Source organism: Halopseudomonas salina (assembly GCF_008641105.1).
On record NZ_VTTI01000013.1, the window covers coordinates 37,817 to 60,738 of the forward strand.

23 protein-coding genes are annotated in these 22,922 nt (G+C 58.9%); 2 read left to right on the plus strand and 21 right to left on the minus strand.

Features of this window, described 5'->3' with window-relative positions; translation table 11 throughout:
* Positions 1-3: 3 nt before the first annotated feature.
* The 11 genes from FZF01_RS17125 to FZF01_RS17175 all read right to left on the minus strand — a co-directional run bounded on the left by FZF01_RS17125 (position 4) and on the right by FZF01_RS17175 (position 8,939).
* Positions 4-990: a DNA polymerase III subunit delta' gene (locus tag FZF01_RS17125; protein ID WP_150276792.1), complete on the minus strand. Its 987-nt coding sequence runs from the start codon at positions 988-990 to the stop codon at positions 4-6.
* The gene (gene tmk, locus FZF01_RS17130) at positions 983-1,615 is read right to left on the minus strand and encodes a dTMP kinase (RefSeq protein ID WP_150276791.1); all 633 of its coding nucleotides are present in this window, start codon (positions 1,613-1,615) and stop codon (positions 983-985) included. Before tmk ends, FZF01_RS17125 begins: the two co-directional genes overlap by 8 nt.
* Positions 1,612-2,682: an endolytic transglycosylase MltG gene (gene mltG / locus FZF01_RS17135; protein ID WP_188434452.1), complete on the minus strand. Its 1,071-nt coding sequence runs from the start codon at positions 2,680-2,682 to the stop codon at positions 1,612-1,614. The genes tmk and mltG overlap by 4 nt, the downstream gene beginning before the upstream one ends.
* 2 nt (positions 2,683-2,684) lie before the next feature.
* The gene (gene pabC, locus FZF01_RS17140) at positions 2,685-3,530 is read right to left on the minus strand and encodes an aminodeoxychorismate lyase (protein ID WP_373286446.1); all 846 of its coding nucleotides are present in this window, start codon (positions 3,528-3,530) and stop codon (positions 2,685-2,687) included.
* Entirely contained in the window at positions 3,530-4,768 is a 1,239-nt protein-coding gene (fabF, locus tag FZF01_RS17145; protein WP_150276790.1) for a beta-ketoacyl-ACP synthase II, read from the minus strand. The genes pabC and fabF overlap by 1 nt, the downstream gene beginning before the upstream one ends.
* 202 nt (positions 4,769-4,970) lie before the next feature.
* Complete coding sequence (acpP, locus tag FZF01_RS17150; protein WP_092385036.1) at positions 4,971-5,207, minus strand: acyl carrier protein; 237 nt, start codon at positions 5,205-5,207, stop codon at positions 4,971-4,973.
* A 184-nt stretch (positions 5,208-5,391) separates the two neighbouring features.
* Positions 5,392-6,135 carry a 3-oxoacyl-ACP reductase FabG gene (gene fabG / locus FZF01_RS17155; protein WP_150276789.1) on the minus strand — a complete coding sequence of 248 codons (744 nt, stop codon included), beginning with the start codon at positions 6,133-6,135 and terminating at the stop codon, positions 5,392-5,394.
* A 2-nt stretch (positions 6,136-6,137) separates the two neighbouring features.
* Positions 6,138-7,085 carry an ACP S-malonyltransferase gene (fabD, locus tag FZF01_RS17160; protein WP_150276788.1) on the minus strand — a complete coding sequence of 316 codons (948 nt, stop codon included), beginning with the start codon at positions 7,083-7,085 and terminating at the stop codon, positions 6,138-6,140.
* Between the two features lie 102 nt (positions 7,086-7,187).
* Positions 7,188-8,210 (minus strand): phosphate acyltransferase PlsX, encoded by a 1,023-nt coding sequence (gene plsX, locus FZF01_RS17165; RefSeq protein WP_150276787.1) that lies wholly within the window; start codon positions 8,208-8,210, stop codon positions 7,188-7,190.
* 3 nt (positions 8,211-8,213) lie between these two features.
* The gene (rpmF, locus tag FZF01_RS17170) at positions 8,214-8,396 is read right to left on the minus strand and encodes a 50S ribosomal protein L32 (RefSeq protein WP_150276786.1); all 183 of its coding nucleotides are present in this window, start codon (positions 8,394-8,396) and stop codon (positions 8,214-8,216) included.
* 21 nt (positions 8,397-8,417) lie between these two features.
* Positions 8,418-8,939: a YceD family protein gene (locus FZF01_RS17175; RefSeq protein WP_150276785.1), complete on the minus strand. Its 522-nt coding sequence runs from the start codon at positions 8,937-8,939 to the stop codon at positions 8,418-8,420.
* Between the two features lie 115 nt (positions 8,940-9,054).
* Between FZF01_RS17175 and FZF01_RS17180 the strand changes: the two genes are divergently transcribed.
* Complete coding sequence (locus tag FZF01_RS17180; protein ID WP_150276784.1) at positions 9,055-9,633, plus strand: Maf family protein; 579 nt, start codon at positions 9,055-9,057, stop codon at positions 9,631-9,633.
* A 6-nt stretch (positions 9,634-9,639) separates the two neighbouring features.
* Here FZF01_RS17180 and FZF01_RS17185 read toward each other — a convergent pair whose 3' ends face one another.
* From FZF01_RS17185 to rluC, 3 genes are read right to left on the minus strand one after another with little or no spacing between them, the layout of a single operon-like run.
* The gene (locus tag FZF01_RS17185; protein WP_150277101.1) at positions 9,640-10,608 is read right to left on the minus strand and encodes a S49 family peptidase; all 969 of its coding nucleotides are present in this window, start codon (positions 10,606-10,608) and stop codon (positions 9,640-9,642) included.
* Between the two features lie 46 nt (positions 10,609-10,654).
* Positions 10,655-11,323, minus strand: a complete 669-nt coding sequence (locus tag FZF01_RS17190; protein ID WP_150276783.1) for an HAD-IA family hydrolase — start codon at positions 11,321-11,323, stop codon at positions 10,655-10,657.
* Positions 11,316-12,275, minus strand: a complete 960-nt coding sequence (gene rluC, locus FZF01_RS17195; protein WP_150276782.1) for a 23S rRNA pseudouridine(955/2504/2580) synthase RluC — start codon at positions 12,273-12,275, stop codon at positions 11,316-11,318. The genes FZF01_RS17190 and rluC overlap by 8 nt, the downstream gene beginning before the upstream one ends.
* Positions 12,276-12,967: 692 nt before the next feature.
* Between rluC and rne the strand changes: the two genes are divergently transcribed.
* Complete coding sequence (gene rne / locus FZF01_RS17200) at positions 12,968-16,270, plus strand: ribonuclease E (protein WP_150276781.1); 3,303 nt, start codon at positions 12,968-12,970, stop codon at positions 16,268-16,270.
* Positions 16,271-16,352: 82 nt separating this feature from the next.
* On the opposite strand, the gene murB is transcribed toward rne, so the two are convergent.
* From murB to FZF01_RS17235, 7 genes are all read right to left on the minus strand, one after another.
* Positions 16,353-17,375 carry a UDP-N-acetylmuramate dehydrogenase gene (murB, locus tag FZF01_RS17205; protein WP_150276780.1) on the minus strand — a complete coding sequence of 341 codons (1,023 nt, stop codon included), beginning with the start codon at positions 17,373-17,375 and terminating at the stop codon, positions 16,353-16,355.
* Positions 17,372-18,130 (minus strand): 3-deoxy-manno-octulosonate cytidylyltransferase, encoded by a 759-nt coding sequence (kdsB, locus tag FZF01_RS17210; RefSeq protein WP_150276779.1) that lies wholly within the window; start codon positions 18,128-18,130, stop codon positions 17,372-17,374. Before kdsB ends, murB begins: the two co-directional genes overlap by 4 nt.
* Positions 18,131-18,132: 2 nt before the next feature.
* The gene (locus tag FZF01_RS17215) at positions 18,133-18,318 is read right to left on the minus strand and encodes a Trm112 family protein (protein ID WP_150277100.1); all 186 of its coding nucleotides are present in this window, start codon (positions 18,316-18,318) and stop codon (positions 18,133-18,135) included.
* Positions 18,319-18,367: 49 nt separating this feature from the next.
* On the minus strand, positions 18,368-19,360 hold the full coding sequence (gene lpxK, locus FZF01_RS17220) for a tetraacyldisaccharide 4'-kinase (RefSeq protein WP_150277099.1): 993 nt from the start codon (positions 19,358-19,360) through the stop codon (positions 18,368-18,370).
* Positions 19,361-19,383: 23 nt separating this feature from the next.
* Positions 19,384-19,818 (minus strand): ExbD/TolR family protein, encoded by a 435-nt coding sequence (locus tag FZF01_RS17225; protein WP_150276778.1) that lies wholly within the window; start codon positions 19,816-19,818, stop codon positions 19,384-19,386.
* On the minus strand, positions 19,815-20,501 hold the full coding sequence (locus tag FZF01_RS17230) for a MotA/TolQ/ExbB proton channel family protein (protein WP_373286447.1): 687 nt from the start codon (positions 20,499-20,501) through the stop codon (positions 19,815-19,817). The genes FZF01_RS17225 and FZF01_RS17230 overlap by 4 nt, the downstream gene beginning before the upstream one ends.
* A gap of 65 nt (positions 20,502-20,566) precedes the next feature.
* A complete protein-coding gene (locus FZF01_RS17235; RefSeq protein ID WP_150276776.1) occupies positions 20,567-22,894 on the minus strand; it encodes a DNA internalization-related competence protein ComEC/Rec2 in 2,328 nt (775 codons plus the stop codon).
* Positions 22,895-22,922 lie beyond the last annotated feature (28 nt).

The window sequence follows — 22,922 nt, forward strand, 5'->3', positions numbered from 1 at the left end:
AGGTTAACGCTTTTTCAGCAACTGTTTCCACTCTAGCAACAAGGTCTCGAGAAACAGCCCCCGGTTGAGGTTCGCCTTGCCCAGGGTCATCGACCGATGGGCGAGCAACCAGTCCTGCCACTGCATCAACTCTTGCGCTTGAACATGTTTGGCCATGTAACCAAGCACCACATCCATGTCGCCGTTCTCCGCGTGCGTAATGGCACCCGTATGCAGTTTGAGCAAATCCAGCGTCCAGCTGCAAAACCAGTCGATCAGCAGTTCAAGGGGAATTTTTGCCCAGCTTTCGGCTACCTGGCTGGGAGACTGTTTGTCCTTGAGTAATGCCTTAATGTTGTCAACCACGCCCATGCGCAACTGCACCGCATCCATTTCATGCAACGCGGCTGCGCGCAGGGGGGCACCTGCTGCCATCTGCAAGAGTACCAGTCGCTGTTCGGCACCTAACTCAGGCACGCTTTCTGCCAGCCAGGCGAGTGCTGATTCCCGCGCGGGAGTCGGCAGCCGCTGAGCGCGGCAGCGACTGCGCACTGTTGGCAGCAGCCGCCCCGGCTGATCGGTGACCAACAGCAGATAGGTCGCGGCAGTCGGTTCTTCGAGTGACTTGAGCAAGGCGTTGGCCGCGTTCTGGTTCATCGCCTCGGCTGGATGCAGAACAATGACTTTGCTACCTCCCTGCTGCGCTGTCTGCCCCATAAAGTCGACCAACTGCCTGATAGCATCGACACGAATTGCTTTGCCTTCCTCCTCCGGCGTGATCAAAAGCAGGTCCGGGTGGGTACCGGCTTCGCGCAGCAGGCAACTGCGACAGCGCCCGCATGCCATGCCCTGGGCGGGTTTTTCGCATAACAGAAAAGCAGCAAACGCATGGGCGAAGCGCCGTTTACCTACGCCCGGCAACCCGCTGAACAGGTAGGCGTGGGCGTGCTCCTGCTGCTCGGTCAACTGCGACCAGACCTCCTGCTGCCAGGGAAAGGCGATCTCAGGCATGCCATTGCTCCAAGACCTGAGCAACCAGAGGCCGCATAGCCTGGGCAACCTGATCGAGCGTACCACTGGCGTCGATTATCCGGTAACGGCCCGGATCTGCCGAGGCACGTTCAAGGTAGGTCTGACGAACCGCCTCGAAAAACGCCGTTTGCTCCACTTCAAAACGATCCAGCTCACTGCGCGCCCGGGCTCGCTGCATACCAACTGCAACGGGCACATCGAAAACAACAGTCAGGTCCGGACGCAAGGGGCCCTGGACCCATTCCTCAAGTGCGGCAATACGCTGGACCGCTATTCCGCGGCCACCGCCCTGATAGGCATAGGTAGCATCTGTAAACCGGTCACTGATCACCACCTGGCCCCTGTCCAGGGCTGGACGAATAAGACGATCGATATGCTGCGCACGCGCCGCAAACATCAACAGCAGCTCTGCATCCGAGCACATGGGCTCATCGTGGTGGCTAAGCAGCACCTCACGAATCTTCTCGGCAATCGGCGTACCACCCGGCTCGCGGGTCAATAGCGGATCACAGCCAGACTCGCGCAACGCCGCGGCAAAGAGCTGCAAATTGGTCGACTTGCCTGCCCCTTCCGGCCCCTCGAACGTGATGAACAGCCCGCTCATTCTGCACTCTCCCCTGTGCCGCCCGATGCCGCCGGGCTCGACCTGTAGCTCTCGGCCCGCTGCCGTATCTGGTATTGCTGAACAGCACGGTTGTGCTCGCGCAGGGAGTCAGAGAACACATGACTGCCATCGCCGCGGGCAACGAAATAGAGACTAGTCCCGGATTTCGGATTCACCGCCGCTTCCAGCGCTCCGCGGCCCGGCATGGCGATAGGTGTCGGCGGCAATCCGTCAATAGTGTAGGTGTTGTAGGCAGTGGGTCGGCGCAAATCACTGCGCCGGATGTTGCCCTGGTAGGCATCGCCCATGCCATAGATAACCGTCGGGTCAGTCTGCAGGCGCATGCCAATCCGCAGGCGTCGGGTAAAGACACCGGCAATTTCGCCACGCTCCTGCGGCACCCCTGTTTCCCGCTCGATGATCGAGGCCAGTATCAGCGCCTCGTAGGGCGTCTTGACCGGCAGATCGTCAGCCCGCTTCTGCCAGACATCAGCCAACACCTCTTCCATGCGCTGGTAGGACCTGAGCAGAATGTCACGGTCACTCATGCCGAAGGTGTACTGGTAGGTATCGGGGAAAAACCGACCCTCCGGATGTACCCCCTCCAGACCCAATGTCGTCATGACCTGCTCGTTGCTCGCCTGCGGATCCAGTGACTGCTCAAGGCGCTCCGCCTTGGCCAGCTGTGCGCGAACCTGCTGGAAGTTCCAGCCTTCAACCAGCGTCACGCTGCGTCGCACTACCTCACCGGCATCCAGCCGGCGCAGAAGCTCCGCAGCTGACATGCCGGGCTCAAGCTGATACTCCCCGACCTGCAGCACCGAATCGGGCATCTGCCATTGCCAGTAACGACGCAGCCACTGGGCCCGATCAATCCGACCGTCATTCTCGAGGTTCGCAAGAACCCTGGCTGGTGTACTTCCCGGCACTACATCCAGACTGACGGGCTCATCCACACGAACAGGTTGCTCCAGCACATCCTCAAGGGTCAGATACGCCCAAAGCCCCACAGCAAGAAAAGAAAAAACCGATAAAACAATAAGTAAACGGACAATACGCAGAATCAACTTCACTTTATCACCTGCTCTGCCAGACGCTGCGCCTGGCGTGTTCGGGATCCGATCGACCAGCTTGTATCCGCCAGGCCAATTACCGGCCAGACACCGTAAAGGCTGTTGCAGCAGAATACTTCGGTGCTCTCAAGCAAGGTCGAAAAGTCGACTTTTCTGACTTCAACCGACTCACCGGCCTGCCCCAACCGGTCAATCAGGTAATCACGCATGACCCCCTGCACTCCACACCCGGACAGATCAGGCGTCACCCAGCGTTCTCCGTGAAGCATGAACAGGTTGCTCATGGTGCATTCGATCACGTTCCCCAGTGTATCGCGCACCATACCCTCAGCATGGATGGAATCGGACCATTCGCTTCGCGCGAGCACCTGCTCGAGACGGTTCAGGTGCTTGATTCCGGCCAGCAGGGGCTGAACGGCCAGGCGTGTCTGGCATTCGAACAACCTGATACCGGTGCGGGCATTTTCAATGGGGTAACCCGTGGGGGCAAAACTCTGACAGATGCGCGTGGGCTGGGCCTGTGCAGGAATGCCGTAGCCCCGCTTTCCAATCCCCCGGGTCAGGGTCATCTTGAGAACACCATCACCCAGTTGCCCCGCCAGCGCATTGAGCTCCGAGATAATGGCAGTCTGATCTGCATCCATCTTCAGGGCCAACAGACCACGACGTAACCGGGCCAGATGGTAGTCGAGCAACGCAATGCGTCCGTCAACGACGCGCATGGTTTCAAACAGGCCGTCACCATAGGCAAGGCCTCGGTCCAGCACCGACACCTCGCTACGCTGCTGACCGTTGACCATCGTTTGCGGCAACTGCAAATTATCCAGACTTGGGTCCGCCATCAGAGACGACGGAACACCAGACTGCCGTTGGTGCCACCAAAGCCGAATGAATTGGACACCACGACCTCAAGAGAACGCTGCTGAGCCTCATGAGCCACATAATCCAGATCACAGCCCTCATCGGGATTATCGAGATTGATGGTTGGCGGTGCTACCTGATCACGCAGAGCCAGAATACTGAAAATCGCTTCGACGGCCCCGGCCGCACCAAGCAAATGGCCGGTCATGGACTTGGTGGAGCTGATCGCCAATGCCTGAGCATGGTCGCCAAACACCGTTTTGACCGCGCGCGTCTCCGCCAAGTCGCCTGCCGAGGTAGAGGTACCGTGGGCGTTGATATAACCGACTGCCGAAGGATCCACACCGGCATCACGCAGTGCATTGGTCATGCACTTTGCACCACCACGTCCATCTTCCGGGGGTGCGGTCATGTGATAGGCATCGCCGCTCATGCCAAAGCCGATAAGTTCGGCGTAAATGTGTGCGCCACGTGCCTTGGCATGTTCGTACTCCTCGAGCACCAGTGCCCCGGAACCATCGGACAAGACAAAACCGTCCCGGTCGCGGTCCCATGGCCGGCTGGCAGCCGTCGGGGCATCATTGCGCGTGGAGAGTGCCCGGGCAGCGCTGAACCCCCCCAGACCCAGACCACTGGTAGCCATCTCCGAACCACCGGTAATCATCACGTCCGCTTCACCGTAGGCAATATTGCGGGCGGCCATGCCGATGCTGTGGGTACCTGTGGTACAGGCTGTAGTCAGTGCATAGTTCGGGCCTTGCAGGCCGTACTGTATGGAGAAGTAACCGGCAACCATGTTGATGATCGAGCCGGGCACGAAAAACGGTGAAATGCGCCGCGGCCCACTGGCCAGCAACAACTCGTGATTCTTCTCGATATTGGTCAGGCCACCAATTCCCGACCCCATGGAAACGCCGATCCGGTCGCGATTGTCGTCGGTAACCTCCACGCCCGAGTCGGTGAGCGCCTGGATGCAGGCAGCAATACCATACTGGATGAACAGATCAAGCTTGCGCGCCTCCTTGGGCGCCATGTACGGCTCGATATCGAACTCGCGGATTGATCCGCCGAAGCGCGTGCCAAAGGCACTCACATCCATATGCTCGATAGGCCCGATACCGCTCTTGCCCGCCAGGGCTGCCTGCCAACTGCTGTCCACCGTGTTGCCCAAAGGGGTCAACATGCCAAGGCCGGTTACCACGACGCGTCTGCGCGACACAGGATGCTCCTTATTCAACTCTCAGGGATGACGAGACAGTACATAATCTCGCGGCAATCGGACGGTATTGTCCGCATAAAGGGCGCACTCGGCAATAACAGCAACCGAAGTAAGCAGCGGCTCATGGTGAAATGGATGCAAAAAAGCCGCAGTTCAAGGAAAGAACTGCGGCTTTTTTGTATTCAGTCAGCTGACTTTGTGATTACTTCTGGTGAGCATTCACGTAGTCGATGGCTTCTTGAACGGTGGTGATTTTCTCGGCATCTTCATCCGGGATCTCGGTCTCGAATTCTTCCTCGAGAGCCATGACCAGCTCAACGGTATCAAGCGAGTCAGCGCCAAGGTCTTCAACAAAAGAAGCGCTGTTGGTCACTTCTTCTTCTTTGACGCCGAGCTGCTCGGCAACGATTTTCTTGACGCGTTCTTCGATGGTACTCATACCTTGTTCTCACTCCTGGTTGCAGTTCCGGAAAGCCGGACTGCGCGTAGTTTATAGAAACAATTTACGTTATTTCAAGCATCAATCGTTTCTATCTCAAAGAGGTAAAGGCCAGCAGGCCCTCACCGCGTAAAATCTGTTCCAGTCTGGAGGGCGCAAAAGCCCATGCCAGAGGGGTTACATCTTAGCTCATAAACATGCCGCCGTTCACCGGAATAACCGCGCCGGTAATGTAACCGGCCGACTCACCAGTCAGAAATTCGACTGCTGCGGCGATTTCTTCGGCCTGACCAAGACGACCCAGCGGGATCTGCTCGAGCATCGCAGAGCGCTGGCCTTCATTCAATGCCTTGGTCATGTCGGTGTCAATAAAGCCCGGCGCCACCGCATTGACCGTAATCGAGCGAGAGCCAACCTCGCGGGCCAGGGCACGGGTAAAGCCTTCCATGCCCGCCTTGGATGCTGCGTAATTGGATTGACCGGCGTTACCCATGCCCGCCACCACAGAGCTGATGTTGATGATACGCCCCCAGCGAGCCTTGGTCATACCCCGCAGTACCGCTTTTGACAACCTGAAGACCGAGCCCAGGTTGGTACCGACGACGTCGTCCCACTCGTCATCTTTCATGCGCATAAGCAGATTATCGCTGGTGATGCCCGCATTATTGACCAGAATTGCCGGAGCCGCGAACTCTTTGCTGATGCGCTCCAACACCTCGGATACCGACTGAGGATCACGCACATCCAGCTTCATTCCTGCACCCTGGTATCCGGCAGCATGGAGCTTTTCGGCAATCGCGGCTGCACCGGAATCAGTGGTTGCAGTGCCAACAACGATCGCTCCCTTGGCAGCGAGCGCGTGGGCGATTGCCTGCCCGATACCCCGGCTGGCGCCGGTAACCAGTGCCACTTTTCCTTCGATACTCATAGTCAGGCTCCTTGCTTTAACGTATTGCTGGCAGCGGTGAAAGCCTCTGCCGAATCAAGATTGTGGGTACCAATACCCTTGACGCAGCGCTTGTTCAAGCCTGATAAAACGCGTCCGGGTCCACACTCGACCAAATCGGTAACGCCCTGGGCAGCCATCCATTCAATGCTCTCCACCCAGCGTACCGGATTGTAAAGTTGCTCAACCAGCTGCTGACGCAAGCTATCCAGGTCAGCAGCAGGCCGGGCCGATACGTTCTGCACTAGGATGATCTGCGGCTCTCGCCAGCTCAGTACGTCCAGATCAGTGCTCAACTGCTCTGCAGCCGGCTTCATCAGGGCACAGTGCGAGGGCACGCTGACCGGTAGCGCAATAGCACGCTTGGCGCCAGCTGCCTTGCACTGTTCAATAGCGCGCTCAACAGCGCTGGCCTGACCGGCTATAACCACCTGGCCCGGCGCATTGAAGTTGACAGCGCTGACTACTTCTCCCTGGGCTGCCTGAGCACAGATATCAACAATCTGATTGTCTTCCAGCCCCAGAATGGCAGCCATACCGCCCTGCCCTTCAGGCACGGCCTGCTGCATCAACTGGCCGCGACGCTCGACCAGTCGCAACGCATCAGCAAAGCTGATTACCTCTGCTGCCACCAAAGCGGAATACTCACCCAGGCTGTGGCCAGCAACATATGCCGGGCGGACAGGATTAGTTGAGCACCAGAGGCGCCAGAGCGCGACGGAGGCCGCCAGAATCGCCGGCTGAGTACGATCGGTACGGTTCAGATCGGCTTCCGGCCCATCCTGACAGAGCGCCCAGAGATCATAGCCGAGCACCTCGGAGGCTTCGACAAAGGTCTCGGTGATCTGGCTGTGCTCCTGAGCAAGCGAGGCAAGCATGCCAACTGCCTGCGAGCCCTGACCGGGAAAAACAAATGCAAGGGTTTGAGACATTCCATCATCCTCGTTTATTGTCATATTCGCTGTTAGCCATTTGCTAGTAATTGTTTGGATGGCCACGGACCTGCACGGGTCACAGATTAACCCGCCCATATGTCACGGGCTGCCAGGTCCGGCCGACCCGAGCCGACGGGCAATATGCTGAGGAAGGTTGCTTCGGCCGGCCTGGGCTGCGCGGTCAATGGCCGCTGTAAAAGCATCTTCGTCGGCACCTCCGTGGCTCTTGACCACGACCCCCTTGAGACCAAGCAAGCTAGCGCCATTGTAGCAACCGGGATCGTGCCGCCGATTCATGGGCCGCAGGGCGAGACGCAACAGGGGTGAAAGGCAACGCAATAACAGGTTGGCTGTCAGCGCCTGGCGAAGCTCTTCCTGCATATAACTGGCCAGCCCCTCGCTGGCCTTGAGCACCACATTGCCCACAAAACCGTCACAGACCACCACATCCGCATCACCCCGGAACAGGCCGTCGCCCTCCACGTGACCGACGTAATTAAGCGAGGCGTGCTGGCGCAGCAATTCGCTGGCCTCTCGTACCCGCTGACTGCCCTTGTTGACTTCACTACCTATGTTCAACAAACCAACGCGCGGCTCCTGCAGCCCGGATAACTCACGTGCGGCCTCGGACCCCATCACGGCAAACTGGACGAGCTGCAGCGCAGTGCAATCCACATTGGCACCCAGATCAAGCAGATAGCAGGCTTTACCCGCCACCGGCAGCGCAGCCATGATCGCAGGGCGCTCGATTTGATCTAGGGTGCCAAGAATGGAGCGCGACAGGACCATTAGCGCACCGGTATTACCGGCGCTCAGACAGGCATCAGCATGCCCGTCACGCACCTGTTCGATAGCCACGCGCATGGATGCATCCGGCTTGCGGCGCAGAACGCTGGCAGGAGAATCGCTGGCATGAATGATTTGCGTGGTAGGAATACACCGTATGCGTCCGGACGGAAGCCGATGTTTGTTACATAGGGACGCCAACTGCTCGGCATCACCAACCAGAAGCACGTACAGATCAGGTATCTGCCGGAGGCTACGGGCTACCGCAGGGATAATGCAACGGGGACCGAAGTCCCCGCCCATCACATCAATCGCTAAGCGGATTGACGTGGACAAGACTTACTCTTCGCTGTCCTTGTTGACAACCTGACGGCCACGGTAGAAGCCATCTGGGGTCACATGGTGACGGAGGTGAGTCTCGCCGGTGGTGCTGTCCACAGACAGTGCTGCTGAAGACAGCGCATCGTGTGAACGGCGCATGCCGCGTGCTGAACGAGACTTTTTGTTCTGCTGTACTGCCATGGCGATAAGCTCCTAAGCTTTTCAGGTATCACGTTTTAACGATGCAAGCACACTGAAGGGGTTGGGCTTTTCAGCCGGTTCTTCAACGTCCACCGGGTCAGGGGTATAGCCCGGAGGATGCTCGCATGTTTCCATTGGATGCATCGGAACTGGTGGCAGAGCCAGTAACAGTTCGTCCTCGATCAGCGCATGCAGATCCAGGGGTTCATCATCCACAATAACCGGTTCGTAGTGCTTCGGCAGATTTTTGGCTGCCTCATCACTTTCGACAAAACCCACGTCACACTGACTATCGAGCGGTACCACGACCTGCTCGAGACAACGCTGACAAATCAGCGCAACCTCGGCCTGGTAGTGCCCGTGCAGAGTAGCAATACCCTGCTCGTCCCGTGCGAAAGCGAGCTTGACCTGAACGTCCCCTGCGGGGGCGTCCAAAAGCGCGCTCAACCTGGGCATCTTGACGGCAGCCACCGTTCCCTCGAGAACGATTTCACGGTCAACCAGCTTGCGCGGCTCTATGTGTGCGGGTATGGGTCCAGACATAAGCGCGCAATTCTAGGCATCATGCACCCCGCTGTCAAAACTATTTGCAGATTTATGCAAGGCTTGGCCACAGAGGTTAGGATAGTCGACCATTCAATCCTCGCAGGACAGACCCATGCTGCCGCTGATACTTGCCTCGGGCTCACCCTACCGCCGCGAGCTACTCGCCCGCCTGGGCCTGCCCTTCAAATGGGCCGCCCCGGACATCGACGAGACCCCTACGCCCGGCGAGAGTGCCGCAGAGCTGACCCAGCGGCTGGCACTTGCCAAGGCACAAGCTCTCGCACCGGCCTGGCCAAATCATCTGATTATCGGTTCAGATCAGGTGCTGCTGCTGGATGGCATTCCAGTAAGCAAACCCGGCAACCACCAGGCTGCTGCTCAACAGTTGCGACGCTGTAGCGGAAGAACCCTGCGATTTTCAACCGCACTATGCCTGCTCAACACTCAGACAGGTAGCCATCAGATAGCCGTAGAGCCTTTCGACGTAGTTTTCCGGGACCTCTCTGATGAGCAGATCGACAGGTACCTGCAGCGCGAGCAACCTTATGATTGCGCTGGCAGCTTCAAGATGGAGGGCCTGGGCATCACGCTGTTTCGCGCACTGCGTGGAGAGGACCCCAACAGCCTGATCGGGCTACCTCTGATCAGGCTGTGCGACATGCTCATGCAGGAGGGCTTCAGCCTGCCCTGAGTACGCCTAACGCAATAAAGGCGCACTCAGACCGAGATGAGTCGAAAGCGTATTGCCCATGCTCGCACCTATCTGACGAGCGAAACGCTCGAATGCTGACTCCCGGTGAGTGAAATCCACTAACTCTTCCACCCCTACCACCTCACGCGCAACCTGCGAGGTACTGCCAAAGCCATCGATCAGACCCAGCTCCAATGCCTGCTCACCAGACCAGATAAGACCACTGAACATATCAGGGTGCTCCTTGAGTCTGTCACCACGACCCGCCTTGACCTGATCGATAAACTGCTGATGCACGGTTCCCAGCACATCCTGCCAGAACTCAGTTTCTTCAGGCCTCTCGGGCTGGAAAGGATCGAGAAAGGTTTTGTGTTCTCCGGAGGCATAAATGCGGCGCTCGACGCCCAGCTTGTCGAGGGTCTCAACAAAACCGAACCCCGCGGCAGTAACACCTATGGATCCAACCAGGCTCGCCTTGTCAGCATAAATCTCATCAGCTGCAGCCGCGATATAATAGGCACCGGAGGCCCCCAGATCGGTAATGACAGCGTAAACGCGCGTATCAGGGTAAAGGCCACGGAGCCGCACAATTTCATCGTACACGTAGCCGGATTGTACCGGACTGCCGCCCGGGCTATTAATTCGTAACACAATTCCGCGCGTATTTTCGTCTTCGAAGGCCTCGCGAAGACTGGTAATCAGATTATCGGCACCGGCTTCCTGCTGGTCAGCAATCGGTCCACGCAACTCGATTACGGCTGTGTGCGGCTCCAGGGAAGCGGCACCTTCCATCGATAATAAAGGTGAAAACAATGCTATGCCGCCAAACAGATAGATGAATATCAACAGCTTGAAGAAGATACCCCAACGCCGCGCCCTGCGCTGCTCCTGGACCGAAGCCAGCATGGTGCGCTCGATCAGTTCCCAGGCCTTGACGTTATTCGCGCCTGCCTGAGCCTGATCACGATTGAGCATGGGACCATCGGTCCATTTATCCTGTGACATCATCTATCCTCTGCTGCTACACAGCCTTTGACGCGGGCATAACGAAGCCCGGAAATTCGTTGAAAGCATCAATACAATGCTCGGGGCGGCTTTGCAACAGGTGTTCCCGGGACTGTGCGCCGTAGGTTGCGGCAATAGCCCGCACCCTCGCACCATGGGCCATGCGCATGTCGAATTCGCTGTCGCCGAGCATCAACGCGCAACTGGCCGGCGTTTCCAGTCGGTTGAGAATTTCCTCCAGCATGCGTGGATGCGGTTTACTCAGGGTTTCATCGGCGCAGCGGGTCATATCGAAAAACCCCGTCAAGTCGTGAGCAGCCAGAACGCGATCCAGGCCGCGACGACTCTTGCCAGTGGCCACTGCCATCTTGAACCCCGCCGAGCGGAAGCTGTCCAGCGCTTCCAACACGCCGGGAAACAAGTTCGCTGGCTGCTGCTCAAGCGCCACATAATGTTCGCTGTATTCCTGACGCAGCTTCTCCACCAACCAGGGCTCATTCAGACCAGGAAACAGAATCGCTATAGCTTCGGGCAGACCCAGGCCGATGATATCGCGCACCGCCCGCTCGGAAGGCACGTCCAGACCAGTCAGCTTCGCCGCAGCCACCATGGACTCGACAATCCGGCTGATGGAGTCACACAGCGTTCCATCCCAGTCAAAGATCAGTGTTTTTAGTTCAGGCATTGGCCAGCCTGCGCAGGGTGTCATCCCACATGCGGCCAGGCTCGGCCTTCACGTCCAACTGAGTGCCGTCGGGCAACTCGACATGCAGCGAGGCTGCATGCAGAAAGAGCCGTTTACCCCCCAGCTCTTTTATCTGCTGGGAAAATTCGTCGCTTCCATATTTCGGATCGCCAGCAATCACATGACCGGCATGCCGAGCATGCACACGGATCTGGTGGGTACGGCCGGTAATCGGACGAGCTTCCACCAAAGTGGCGAAATCGCCAAAGCGCTGAACCACGCTGAACTCGGTCAGAGATTCCTTGCCCTCGGCATTTACCTCGACCATTCGCTCGCCGGACCGCAGATTATTCTTCTGCAGAGGCGCGTGAACTTTTCGCGTGGTAGCAGGCCAATGGCCGCGCACCAGTGCCAGATAGCACTTGCGCACGCCATCACCGCGTAATGCCGCATGCAGATGACGGAGCATACTGCGCTTCTTGGCGATCATCAGGCAGCCGGAGGTGTCGCGGTCCAGCCGGTGTACCAGCTCCATCTGCGGCACATCGGGACGCAACTGGCGCATCGCCTCGATCACACCGAAATTGAGGCCACTGCCACCGTGCACGGCAAGACCCGCGGGCTTGTTGATAACAATCAGCCCCTTGTCCTCATACAGAATGTTCTGCTCCAACGCCTGCAGAATGCCCTGACCGACCAGCGCTGGCTCATTGGGTTCCGGTAAGCGTACTGGCGGTATACGTATGCTGTCACCCGCCTGCAAACGGTAGTCCGGCTTGACCCTTCCTTTATTGACGCGCACCTCGCCCTTGCGCAGGATCCGGTAGACCAGCGTGCGCGGCGCGCCCTTGAGACGAGTGATCAGATAGTTGTCGATGCGCTGCCCCGCGAGGTCCTCGGAGATGAGGTCAAACTGTACGGGGGGAGCTGCTGGAGTTGTGCTTTCATTCATCCGCGCATGATACATTTTTTCTTGCAATTGAAGCACTTAAAAAATGCTGTTATATTCGCTAAAGCTGCGTAACAGGCAGCCGGGGAAACAGCAGGCGCATCACCATCGCGCAGCCCCCAGAAACAACGACATTTGGGGCTTTGCCAGGCGTTTATCAAACAGTAGGCCGGCAAGCACCATTGATCGACACGCTGGTTGCCAGTTGGCAGCCAGAATATAAACCCGCTCCCGACAAAGCGATGAGCGGCACCCGATCAAGATGGGTAAGTGTCAGGTGGAGATGCACAGCTTCAGGATCATGTGACGAGCGCTGACAGTTGCCCTGCAATGTGTCCCCGTTCCCAGTCCGGCTGATTCCTCCCGAAGGCAGTTTTTGAACAGGCCCCCGCGCTGACATGGTCACCGGCGACCTGAAACGTCATCCCAGGCATGCAGCATATTTGCATGGGTAGGCATCCGGCGCTGTCGTGGCATGGTTGGATAGATAGTCACGCAGGCTTTTTCAAAGACTTCCAGAAACGGTTTATCTGTACTCGCCGTAACAGACTGTATTGCCCTGCCCTGTGGCAGCGACATGAAATCTGAACAAGGGCAAGGTTGGCCCAAGCAGAAACACCCCTGACACCTGTCATACGAGTCGCAGGTGCCGTCATTGTGTGATCCGGGCAGCATTGGAAACACAACGGTACTTCATGAAAAGAATGCTGATCAACGCAACTCAACCCGAAGAGTTGCGCGTCGCCCTGGTAGATGGCCAGCGCCTGTACGATCTGGATATAGAATCCGGAGCACGTGAACAGAAGAAAGCCAACATCTATAAAGGCAAGATCACCCGTGTCGAACCCAGCCTCGAGGCTGCATTCGTTGATTTCGGCTCTGACCGCCACGGCTTTCTGCCGCTGAAGGAAATCTCCCGCGAATACTTCTCCAAGCAGCCTGAAGGCCGCGTCAACATCAAGGAAGTACTGCGCGAAGGCCAGGAAGTCATAGTCCAGGTCGACAAGGAAGAGCGCGGCAACAAGGGCGCAGCTTTGACGACCTTTATCAGCCTGGCTGGTCGCTACCTGGTGCTGATGCCCAACAACCCGCGCGCCGGTGGCATTTCCCGTCGCATCGAGGGTGAAGAGCGCAACGAGCTACGCGAAGCCATCAACAGCCTCAACGTTCCCGCCGACATGGGCATGATCGTGCGCACCGCCGGCCTGGGTCGCAGTGCTGAAGAACTGCAATGGGATCTGGATTATCTGCTGCAACTCTGGGGTGCCATCAAGGGCGCCTCCGATGAGCGCGCCTCCCCGTTCCTGATCTATCAGGAAAGCAACGTCATCATCCGCGCCATCCGCGACTACCTGCGCCAGGACATCGGCGAAGTGTTGATCGACAGCGAGACCGTCAAGGAAGAAGCGCTGAACTTCATCAGCCAGGTCATGCCGCAGTACGCGAGCAAGGTGAAGCTGTACGAAGATACCGTACCGCTGTTCAACCGTTTCCAGATTGAAAGCCAGATTGAAACCGCCTTCGAACGCGAAGTGAAACTGCCTTCCGGCGGCTCCATCGTGATCGACCACACCGAAGCTCTGGTCTCCATTGATATCAACTCCTCGCGCGCCACCAAGGGTGCCGATATCGAAGAGACTGCACTGCAGACCAACCTGGAAGCGGCTGAAGAAATCGCCCGCCAGTTACGCCTGCGTGATATCGGCGGCCTGATCGTGATCGACTTCATCGACATGTCCCCTGCCAAAAACCAGCGGGCCGTTGAAGAGCGCGTCAAGGAAAGCCTGGAAGCCGACCGCGCCCGTGTTCAGGTGGGTCGGATTTCCCGTTTCGGTCTGCTGGAAATGTCCCGTCAGCGCCTGCGCCCATCCCTGGGCGAGACCAGTGGTATTGTCTGCCCACGCTGTAATGGCCGAGGCACCATCCGCGACGTCGAGTCCCTGTCCCTGTCGGTACTTCGCCTTATCGAAGAAGAAGCATTGAAGGAACGCACCGCAGAAGTTCGCGCCCACGTGCCGATCGCTGTAGCCACCTTCCTGCTCAACGAAAAGCGCGAAGCGCTGGCCAAAACCGAAGAGCGTACCAAGGTACGCCTGCTGATTCTGCCCAGCGAGCACATGGAAACCCCGCACTTCGACGTTCAGCGTCTGCGCGACGACCATGAAGCCGTTCTCAATGGCGAAACCAGCTACACCATGAGCAGCGAAATCGTTGCCGAAGAGCCCACACCCGTCAGCCAGACCAAGGCTATCGTGCGTCAGGAAGCAGCAGTCAAGACGCTGGCGCCCTCACGCCCTGCGCCAACGCCTGTTGCCGCCGCAGCTCCCGTGGCTGCCACCAAGGCGATTCACGATGCGCAGCCGGGATTGTTCAAGGGTTTGATCAAGTCACTCGTGAGCCTGTTCGCCTCTGAAGAAGAGCCAGCACGCGAAGAGCCGGCCAAGCCCGCAGAGCGCTCTGCCAGCAAGCCCGCCCCACGTGACAACAAGCGAGGTGGTGACGAGCGCCGTGGTGGTCGTGGCCGCCGCCCCCGTACCGAACGCAGTGACCGCCCAGAACGCAATGAGCGCCCAGAACGCGCCGAGCGTCCTGAGCGCAGCGAACGTCCCGAGCGCAAAGCTCCAGCAGCTCGCGCCGAGGCGCCGGTCCAGACCGAGAAGCGTGACGCTCCGGTAGCAACGGAAACCAAGTCGGGGGAAACGCCTACCCGCCGCCGCCGCCGCGGTACGCCGGAAACCCCGACTGAAGCCAAGCAAGCGGCGCAGGAGCAGGGTCCAGATCAGAACCAGGACCGGACTCCTGATCAAGGCCGTTCCGAAGCACCTGCCGAGCGTCGTTCGCGTCGCCCTGTCGAGGAAAAGGCAAACGAAGACCAGACGATCGCTGAAGATCAGACAGATCTGGACACCACGGATGAGACAGGCGAAAGCGATCGCCCCAAGCGTCGCTCGCGTAATAGCCAGCGTCGTCGCAATAATCGTCGCAGCCGCGTTAATCAGGATGACACTACAGCCGGCTCCGAGGGCGCCCAGGAAGGCGAGCAGACGCCTTCCAGCGAACTGCCGAGCAACGAGCCGAGCCAGCCTGTAGCAGACAGCGCTGTCGCAGTGGCAGCCACAGCTGCAGCGTCGGTTGCCCGTGTGGAAGAAACGGTAGCCGAGCAGGAGCAGGAGCAACCTGGCAGCCTGAGTGATGTGACTGATCCTGTAGAGGCCGGCTTGAAACAGGCCGCATCCGATCTTGAGTCCTCCATTGAGGATGCGGTTCAGGCGTTCAGCCAGTCGCAACCCAAGGCGGTTGATGAAGATACAACCGAGCAGCAAGCCACTCCGGCTCCTGTCGAGGAAGTGGCTGAGATCAAGGCCGCTGATGCAGAGCCAACGGCAGTACCGGCTGAATCCGTCAATGAGGCGCCCACTGAGCCTGCGGTCCAGATTACCGCCGCAGCGGTCGAACCAACCGAGCAGGAACCGCAAGTTCTGGTACACGCAGAGCCTGTAGCGCCAGCACCGGCACTGGAAGAAACGGTTGCCGCACAGACGGAAGTTCAGCCCGAGCCAGTGAAGCCTGTGGAGCCGGTGAATCCGCCAACAGAAAGCGGACGCGCCTATAACGATCCGCGGGAAATTCGCCGCCGCCAGCAGGAAGCCAAGCTTTTGGCTGAACAGCAGGCAGCCAGCGAGGAGCCGGAAACAGCAATGGAAACGGCAACGCCGGTTCAGGATGTCACACCCCTGCCCGATCAGCCCGCACCGGTAGTAGACCCGGTCGCTCAGCAGCCTGCAGTCGAAGAGCAGTCGGCGCCAGCCGAGCAAGCCGACAGTCCGCAGCCCGAGCGTTCCGAACGGGAGCGTCCAGCCAATCCGCAACAGGCTGACCTGCCGATCGATACGGTCGAGTCACCCGCTAGCGCGGATGCGACGGGTGATGAAGATCATCCCGAGACCCATGATCTGCGTCAGCAGCAGGAAGACCAGGAAGATAAGCCCAAGCTCTGATAGGGGACGGCGAACGAAAAAGGGGATGCTTGATGCATCCCCTTTTTTTGTCTGAGTGACCCTTGAAACATCGGCAAAGTCTTCAACCCAGCCGTTGCGGCTCCATTTCCAGCTCCAGGCCAAACCGGGCATGGACATCATCGCTGATACGCTTGGCCAGCGAGAGAATATCCTCTCCCCGTGCGCCACCGTGATTTACCAGCACCAGCGCCTGTCGTGCATGCACGCCCACATGGCCAGCGCGCACACCCTTCCAGCCAGCCTGGTCAATCAACCATCCGGCTGCAACCTTGTATCGACCATCCGGCTGCAGGTAGTGCGGTATGTCGGGATAAAGGGCCTTGAGCGCATTCAGTTGGTGCCGGGTTACCAGCGGATTCTTGAAAAAGCTTCCCGCATTGCCCAACACCGCGGGATCCGGGAGTTTGGACTGGCGGATATGGCAGACCAGACTGGCGACAACACGCGGATCCGGTCGGTGCAGGCCGGTCGCTTCCCAGGCAGTGTCCAGCGGGGCATAGTCGACACGAACCTGAGCATGACGGCGCAGTATCAGCCGCACCCGCAAGATCACATAGCGCCCGGGCGACTGTTTGAAAACGGACTCCCTGTAGCCGAAGTGGCAAGCTGCACGGTCAAATTGTCGGATCTCACCGGTCACCCGGTCCAGTGCGTCCAGACTATGAAAGACATCCTGTAACTCAACACCGTAAGCGCCGATATTCTGGACCGGAGCTGCGCCCAGCGTGCCCGGTATAAGTGACAGATTTTCCAGCCCGCAGAGCCCCAGATCCAGCGTCCAGTTGACCAGGTCGTGCCAATTCTCACCGGCCTCACCCTCGATCAGCAGCGCATCTGGCGCGCGCCGCAAAACCCGCCGGCCGCGGCTGCGCATGATTATGACCACACCAGGCAGCGATCCGGTAACAACGACGTTACTGCCGCCTCCCAGCACAGTGACCGGCCAGGCATGTTCAGCCGCCATATCCAGTGCAGCCACAAGCTCCCGATCGCTGTGGATCTCCACCAGATGCTCGGCGCGCTCGGTAATACCCAGGGAGTTGTAGGCCCGCAGGTCAACCTGCTGTCGCACGGCGAACATCAGGATCCGGCCAGCATTGCGCGTACCCGCTCCAGGTCGTCCCGGGTATCAATGCCCGGTGCCGGCACCTCACAGGCATCAGCAACCTGAATCCGGCAGCCAAACCAGAGTGCCCGCAGTTGTTCCAGGGATTCTGCCGTCTCCAGGGGGCTCGGTGCCCACTGGACATAATCATGCAGAAATCCGACCTTATAGGCATACAGGCCGATATGCCGGCGGAAGGTCATTCCCTCAGGGATGCTGCGCGGCTCGGTTGCAAAGGCATCCCTGGACCAGGGGATCGGCGCGCGACTGAAGTACAGGGCAAAGCCCTGTTGGTCGGTCACCAGCTTCACCACATTGGGATTGAAAACCGATTCGATATCCGTCAAAGGCTCGGCCAGAGTGGCAATGCTGGCCTGCGGGTGCGCGAGCAGGTTTGCTGCCACCTGGTCAATCAAGCTGGGGGGGATCATCGGCTCGTCGCCCTGCACGTTGACCACACAGTCTTCGGCATCAAGCCCCATCAACGTCACCACCTCCTGCAACCGGTCGGTGCCCGAGGGGTGATCGGCTCTGGTCAGTACAACGTTGGCGCCGAACTGACGACAGGCCTCAGCTATGCGCTCGTCGTCGGTGGCCACGGTCACGCTCAAGGCCTGGCTCTTGCCGGCCTGCTCCCACACGCGCTGAATCATTGTCTTGCCGCCAATATCAAGCAGGGGCTTGCCTGGCAGGCGGGTGGAAGCATATCGAGCCGGAATGATGACGTGGAACATGTTCAGGTATCCAGCCGCTCATCGGCATCCAGGGCACGGGCCTCGCCTTCCAGCATGACCGGTATGCCATCGCGAACCGGATAGGCCAGACCATCGGCGCGGCACCACAACTCGGTCTTGTCGGCGTTCTGTACCAGCGGGCCCTTGCAGATCGGGCACGCCAGGATATCAAGCAGCTTGGGGTCCATCATAAAACTCCTGAGAAAATGAAAAGAAAATGCCGAGTAGCCAGACCAGTCAGGCAGGCCTCGGATTGAGAGTGGCCAGGCGCTGTTGCAACTGGCTGGCAAAGGCGTCACTCATGGTCGCCTCTACGCACAGATACCACCAGTTGGGTCGGGCAAAGCCGGTGCATTTGATCGCGTCCTTTTCGGTCATGATCAAGGGCCTGTCCAGATCGCAAGCAGCAAAACTGGCTACCGAATAATGTGCATGATCGGAAAAAATGTGCCGCTCCACCTCGAAGGATAGCTGCTCAAGACTGATAAAAAAACGCTCGGGGTTGCCGATTCCTGCCACCGCTGACACCTGTTTGCTGCCCTGCCAGTGTTCAGGCCGTATGCGCTCACCCGTCAGCAGGTTGACCAGCGCCACCGGCTTGAGCTGCATCCCGAAATCCGTGGAACTGTCAGATACGGCACCATTGCGCACCACGAAGTCTACCGACTTCACCCTGCTGGCAGGCTCACGCAACGGCCCCTCCGGCAGACATCTGGCATTGCCCAGCCCCCGCGCAGCATCGACCATGAGTATTTCCAGATCGCGCCCCAGTCGGTAATGCTGCAGGCCATCGTCACTGACGATGACGTCCACCTGCGCGCTGGCCAGCAGGTGCCGCGCCGCCTGCGGACGATCCGGATCAATGACCACGGGCACCTGGCAGCGCTTTGCGATTAACAAAGGTTCATCGCCCACGGTCACCGCGTCGTCATGGTCGGGATCGAGCAACCAGGGCGTTGACTGGGGGGAGGCGCCGTAGCCACGACTTATCAGACCGGGACGTAGCCCCTGGGCCTTGAGATAATCAAGCAGCCAGATGCACATGGGGGTCTTGCCGGTACCACCCAGGGTGATGTTACCCACCACGATCAGCGGCACGGGGGGCTGCCAGACACGCGCAGCATCCTCCATGTATGCTGCGCGACGTCTGGTTACTACCAAGCCGTAAAACGCGGACAAGGGCCTGAGGGCCAGCAGCCAACTCTGCCGTCCATACCAGGCACGGAGCATGAACTGCTCGAGGGAAAATCCCTTCACTGCCCTTCGCCCGCCTCCGCCTGGGTCGTCGTCAGCCTCAACCGGGTGAAGCCCAGTTGACCTGCCGCGTCCATCGCCATGATCACTGACTGATGGGGCGTCTGCGCATCTGCGGTAATAATCAAGGGCAACGACAGGTCACCAGCCGATTCGCGCTGAAGCGCTGTCTTAAGCGTATCCACCCCGGGAGCAATAAGCGCCTTGTCGTTGATTGCAATATCCCCGCTGGCCGATATGGTCAGTTCGATCTGCTGCTGGTCACGATTTTCCACCTGCTCGCCGGACACCGCTTCCGGCAGATCCAGCTTGAGCTGGGTCTCGCGGGTAAAGGTGGTTGAAACCATGAAGAAAATCAGCAGCAGAAACACTACATCGATCAGGGGCGTGAGATTGACGCTGGCCTCTTCCTGTCTCTGGCGCCTGAAATTCACGTCCTGGCTCCCTTGCGAGTGCTACCAACGCGTGAAACCGGCTCCTTGCTCACGGGGCCAGCGATCGGCGCTTCCACTTCACGATTGCCCTGCAGAACCTCGACCAGCTTGGTCGCCTCCTGTTCCATGGCCACCACCAGCTCGTCCACCCGACGCACAAAGAAACGATGAAAAAACAGGGCCGGAATGGCTACGGTCAGGCCCGCAGCGGTGGTTATCAATGCCTTGGAGATACCTCCTGCCAACACGCCGGTATTGCCGGTACCCTGAATCATGATTGCGCTAAACACGTCGATCATCCCGATTACCGTACCCAGCAGACCAAGCAGCGGCGTAATTGCAGCGACTGTACCGAGGGTATTGAGGTAGCGTTCGAGCTCATGAATGACCTTGCCGGCCGCTTCCTGGATGCTTTCTTTCATGATCTCCCGACCGTGCTTGGAGTTGTTCAGGCCGGCCGCCATGATTTCGCCCAGGGGCGAGTCACTACGCAGGGTTTTCAGACGTTCGGCGTCCAGCTTGCCCTCACGCACCCATTGCCAGACCTGACCAAGTAACGCCGGAGGCGCCACACGCGCGCTGCGCAGTGCCCAAAGACGCTCTATCACGATGGCGGCAGCAATAACCGAAGACAAGATAATCGGCAGCATCAGCCAGCCGCCCGCACTGATCAGTTCCCACACAAGCGATCCCTCCCCAAAAGTCAGCATACTCTAGCACAGGGCCAGCTGCTCCCTGCGCGCTCTTGTTATTCATGCCAGAAGCGCCTGGCGCTGTCTCTCCAGCTCCAGTCACGGCGCCCGCCGTGGTCTTTGTCAAACACGAAACGAACAGCACCGGCGCGGCTAGTATAAACAGGTTCGACGGCCAATTCCCGATAGCGCGCCACAACATTTGGATGCGGATGGTTGAAGCGGTTCCTGTGACCGGCACTGAATACCACCCAATTTGGATCCACCGCACGAATCAGCGCATAGGAAGAAGAGGTTCGACTGCCATGGTGCGGGGCCAGCAACAGATTCGCAGACAGATCATGGGCAAGCATCTGATATTCACCGCGTATGCCTACATCACCGGTTAACAGCACCCCACTGTCGCCCGTCGTCACGCGCAGGACGCAGGATCGCTCATTGGCTGGCGCGGGAGCCGGTGCGCTGTAAATGATCTCGAATGTCACCGCATTCCAGCTCCAGCTCTCACCTGGCTGGCAGGCAATCGCTTGCAGTTGGGGGCTCTGATCCTCAATCTGACCGGCGACTACTCGGCCCACGGGCATGTGCCGAATTATTGCCTGCGCCCCACCTGCATGGTCATTGTCTGCATGACTGACCAGGAGCCTGTCCAGATCGGTTACCCCAAGGGATACAAGGGCAGGATGCACCACGGCTTCACCCAGATCAAAACCGCTGGAAAGCCGCGCACCCGCATCGTAAAGAAGCGCATGCTGTCGGGTCTGCACCAACACTGACAGCCCCTGCCCCACATCCAGGACAGTTACCCAGAACTCCCCCTCGACCGGCCTTGGTTGCGGTGCTGCAAGCAGCACGGGCACGCACGCCAGAGCGGGCAACCACAACAACCGCGATAACGGGCTCAGCAGGGCCAGAATACCCGCTACGCCCAGCAGCCAGTTGATCCAGCCAGGAAAAGCCAGGTACGTGGGGACATGCAAGCTAGCTGCCTGCTCCAGCGCAAGAAATAATCCATCGAGTAATTGGGCAGCGAACCAGAGAAGCCAGGGGACCCCCAGCACAAGCTCCAGCAGCGTCCCCAGTAGTGCAGCGGGCACCACCAGCAGACTGACGAATGGGATTGCCAGAATATTCACCAACGGCGCAATGAGGCTGCCGGGCATCCCCCATAACAGCAACCAGGGCCAGAGACCGATAAAAATAACCCACTGCGCGCGACCCCAACGCCACCAGAGCCCCCTTTGATCGAGCCTGCCAGCCATCCCGAAAACCAACAGACCCACCGCCATGAAAGATAGCCAGAACCCAGCCAGCAGGGGCGCAGCAGGATTTATCATCACCACCAGACACATGGCCAGCAACCAGAAGAACCAGGGCCCGGGTTGGCGATAAAGCAACCGGGCCAGCAACACCATGGCCACCATCAGCAAGGCGCGCTGGGTGGGGACGGCAAAACCCGCAAGTGCGGCATAAATAGCAGCGGCAAAGATGGCCAGGGGCGCTGCCAGCCAGATACGCGCAAAGGGCAGGTGTAATATGCCCAGTCGACCCGCAAGCGTAACCAGACCAAACACCGCCGCGGCGAACAGACCTACGTGCAAGCCGGATATCACCATCAGATGACTGGTGCCGGTTGCCTGCAGTACCTGCCAATCCTCCCGACTGAGCACGCTTCGGTCACCAACAATTAATGCCAGCAGCCTTTCAGTACCCGGGGTAGCCCCCAGGGCCTGCAGCAATCGGTCACGGATATGACTGCGCATTCCGTCAACGCCTCCATACCGCATGCCGTCCAGCCGTTGACCACTGCGTATGCTGCCAAGGGCGCCAATACCCTGGGCATAAAGCCAGGCTTCGTAATCGAATGCACCGGGGTTGGACATGCCGCGGGGACGGCGCACCCGCGCCTCGAACCGCCAGTACTCGCCCTGCAGCACGGGCTCACCGGCGTACCAGTGAACACGCATGAAAGGCAGGGATTCACCGGTGTCAACTATCCGTGCGTCCGCGAGCTGAAATCGCCAGCCGGTTAGGGTGGCTTCGGGCAGACCTGCAATACGCCCCTCGATCGACAGGGTTTGTTGATCGAGCCGGTCCGGCAGCCGCTCATGCAATACAAGATGATGAACCAGCACTGCCCAGACCAGACCAGTCAGACCTGCGGCAAGCAGCCGGTTATCCGGGCCCTTCAGCCAGACTACCGGAATCAGCAGGCTCAACACCCCGAGAAGCCAGGGCGATGGCAACTGCTCCAGCATCAATGGACTGATCAGGCCCAGAAAAAAACCCGGCAGGATAACCATGAGTTGTGGGCGGCGGAATACATCCAATGTACGGCCTTCCTTTGCAGTCAGGCAGTAGTCTGCGCCTGACATTCCATGCATAATTGAGCGACATTTCCCTGGCTACCAT

Bases quoted from the DNA above. Each gene is read 5' to 3' on its own strand.
- FZF01_RS17125 (WP_150276792.1), bottom strand. From the start codon at position 990: ATGCCTGAGATCGCCTTTCCCTGGCAGCAGGAGGTCTGGTCGCAGTTG.
- tmk (WP_150276791.1), bottom strand. From the start codon at position 1,615: ATGAGCGGGCTGTTCATCACGTTCGAGGGGCCGGAAGGGGCAGGCAAG.
- pabC (WP_373286446.1), bottom strand. From the start codon at position 3,530: ATGGCGGACCCAAGTCTGGATAATTTGCAGTTGCCGCAAACGATGGTC.
- acpP (WP_092385036.1), bottom strand. From the start codon at position 5,207: ATGAGTACCATCGAAGAACGCGTCAAGAAAATCGTTGCCGAGCAGCTC.
- fabG (WP_150276789.1), bottom strand. From the start codon at position 6,135: ATGAGTATCGAAGGAAAAGTGGCACTGGTTACCGGCGCCAGCCGGGGT.
- fabD (WP_150276788.1), bottom strand. From the start codon at position 7,085: ATGTCTCAAACCCTTGCATTTGTTTTTCCCGGTCAGGGCTCGCAGGCA.
- rpmF (WP_150276786.1), bottom strand. From the start codon at position 8,396: ATGGCAGTACAGCAGAACAAAAAGTCTCGTTCAGCACGCGGCATGCGC.
- FZF01_RS17175 (WP_150276785.1), bottom strand. From the start codon at position 8,939: ATGTCTGGACCCATACCCGCACACATAGAGCCGCGCAAGCTGGTTGAC.
- FZF01_RS17180 (WP_150276784.1), top strand. From the start codon at position 9,055: ATGCTGCCGCTGATACTTGCCTCGGGCTCACCCTACCGCCGCGAGCTA.
- FZF01_RS17185 (WP_150277101.1), bottom strand. From the start codon at position 10,608: ATGCTCAATCGTGATCAGGCTCAGGCAGGCGCGAATAACGTCAAGGCC.
- FZF01_RS17190 (WP_150276783.1), bottom strand. From the start codon at position 11,323: ATGCCTGAACTAAAAACACTGATCTTTGACTGGGATGGAACGCTGTGT.
- rluC (WP_150276782.1), bottom strand. From the start codon at position 12,275: ATGAATGAAAGCACAACTCCAGCAGCTCCCCCCGTACAGTTTGACCTC.
- rne (WP_150276781.1), top strand. From the start codon at position 12,968: ATGAAAAGAATGCTGATCAACGCAACTCAACCCGAAGAGTTGCGCGTC.
- kdsB (WP_150276779.1), bottom strand. From the start codon at position 18,130: ATGTTCCACGTCATCATTCCGGCTCGATATGCTTCCACCCGCCTGCCA.
- FZF01_RS17215 (WP_150277100.1), bottom strand. From the start codon at position 18,318: ATGGACCCCAAGCTGCTTGATATCCTGGCGTGCCCGATCTGCAAGGGC.
- lpxK (WP_150277099.1), bottom strand. From the start codon at position 19,360: ATGCTCCGTGCCTGGTATGGACGGCAGAGTTGGCTGCTGGCCCTCAGG.
- FZF01_RS17235 (WP_150276776.1), bottom strand. From the start codon at position 22,894: ATGCATGGAATGTCAGGCGCAGACTACTGCCTGACTGCAAAGGAAGGC.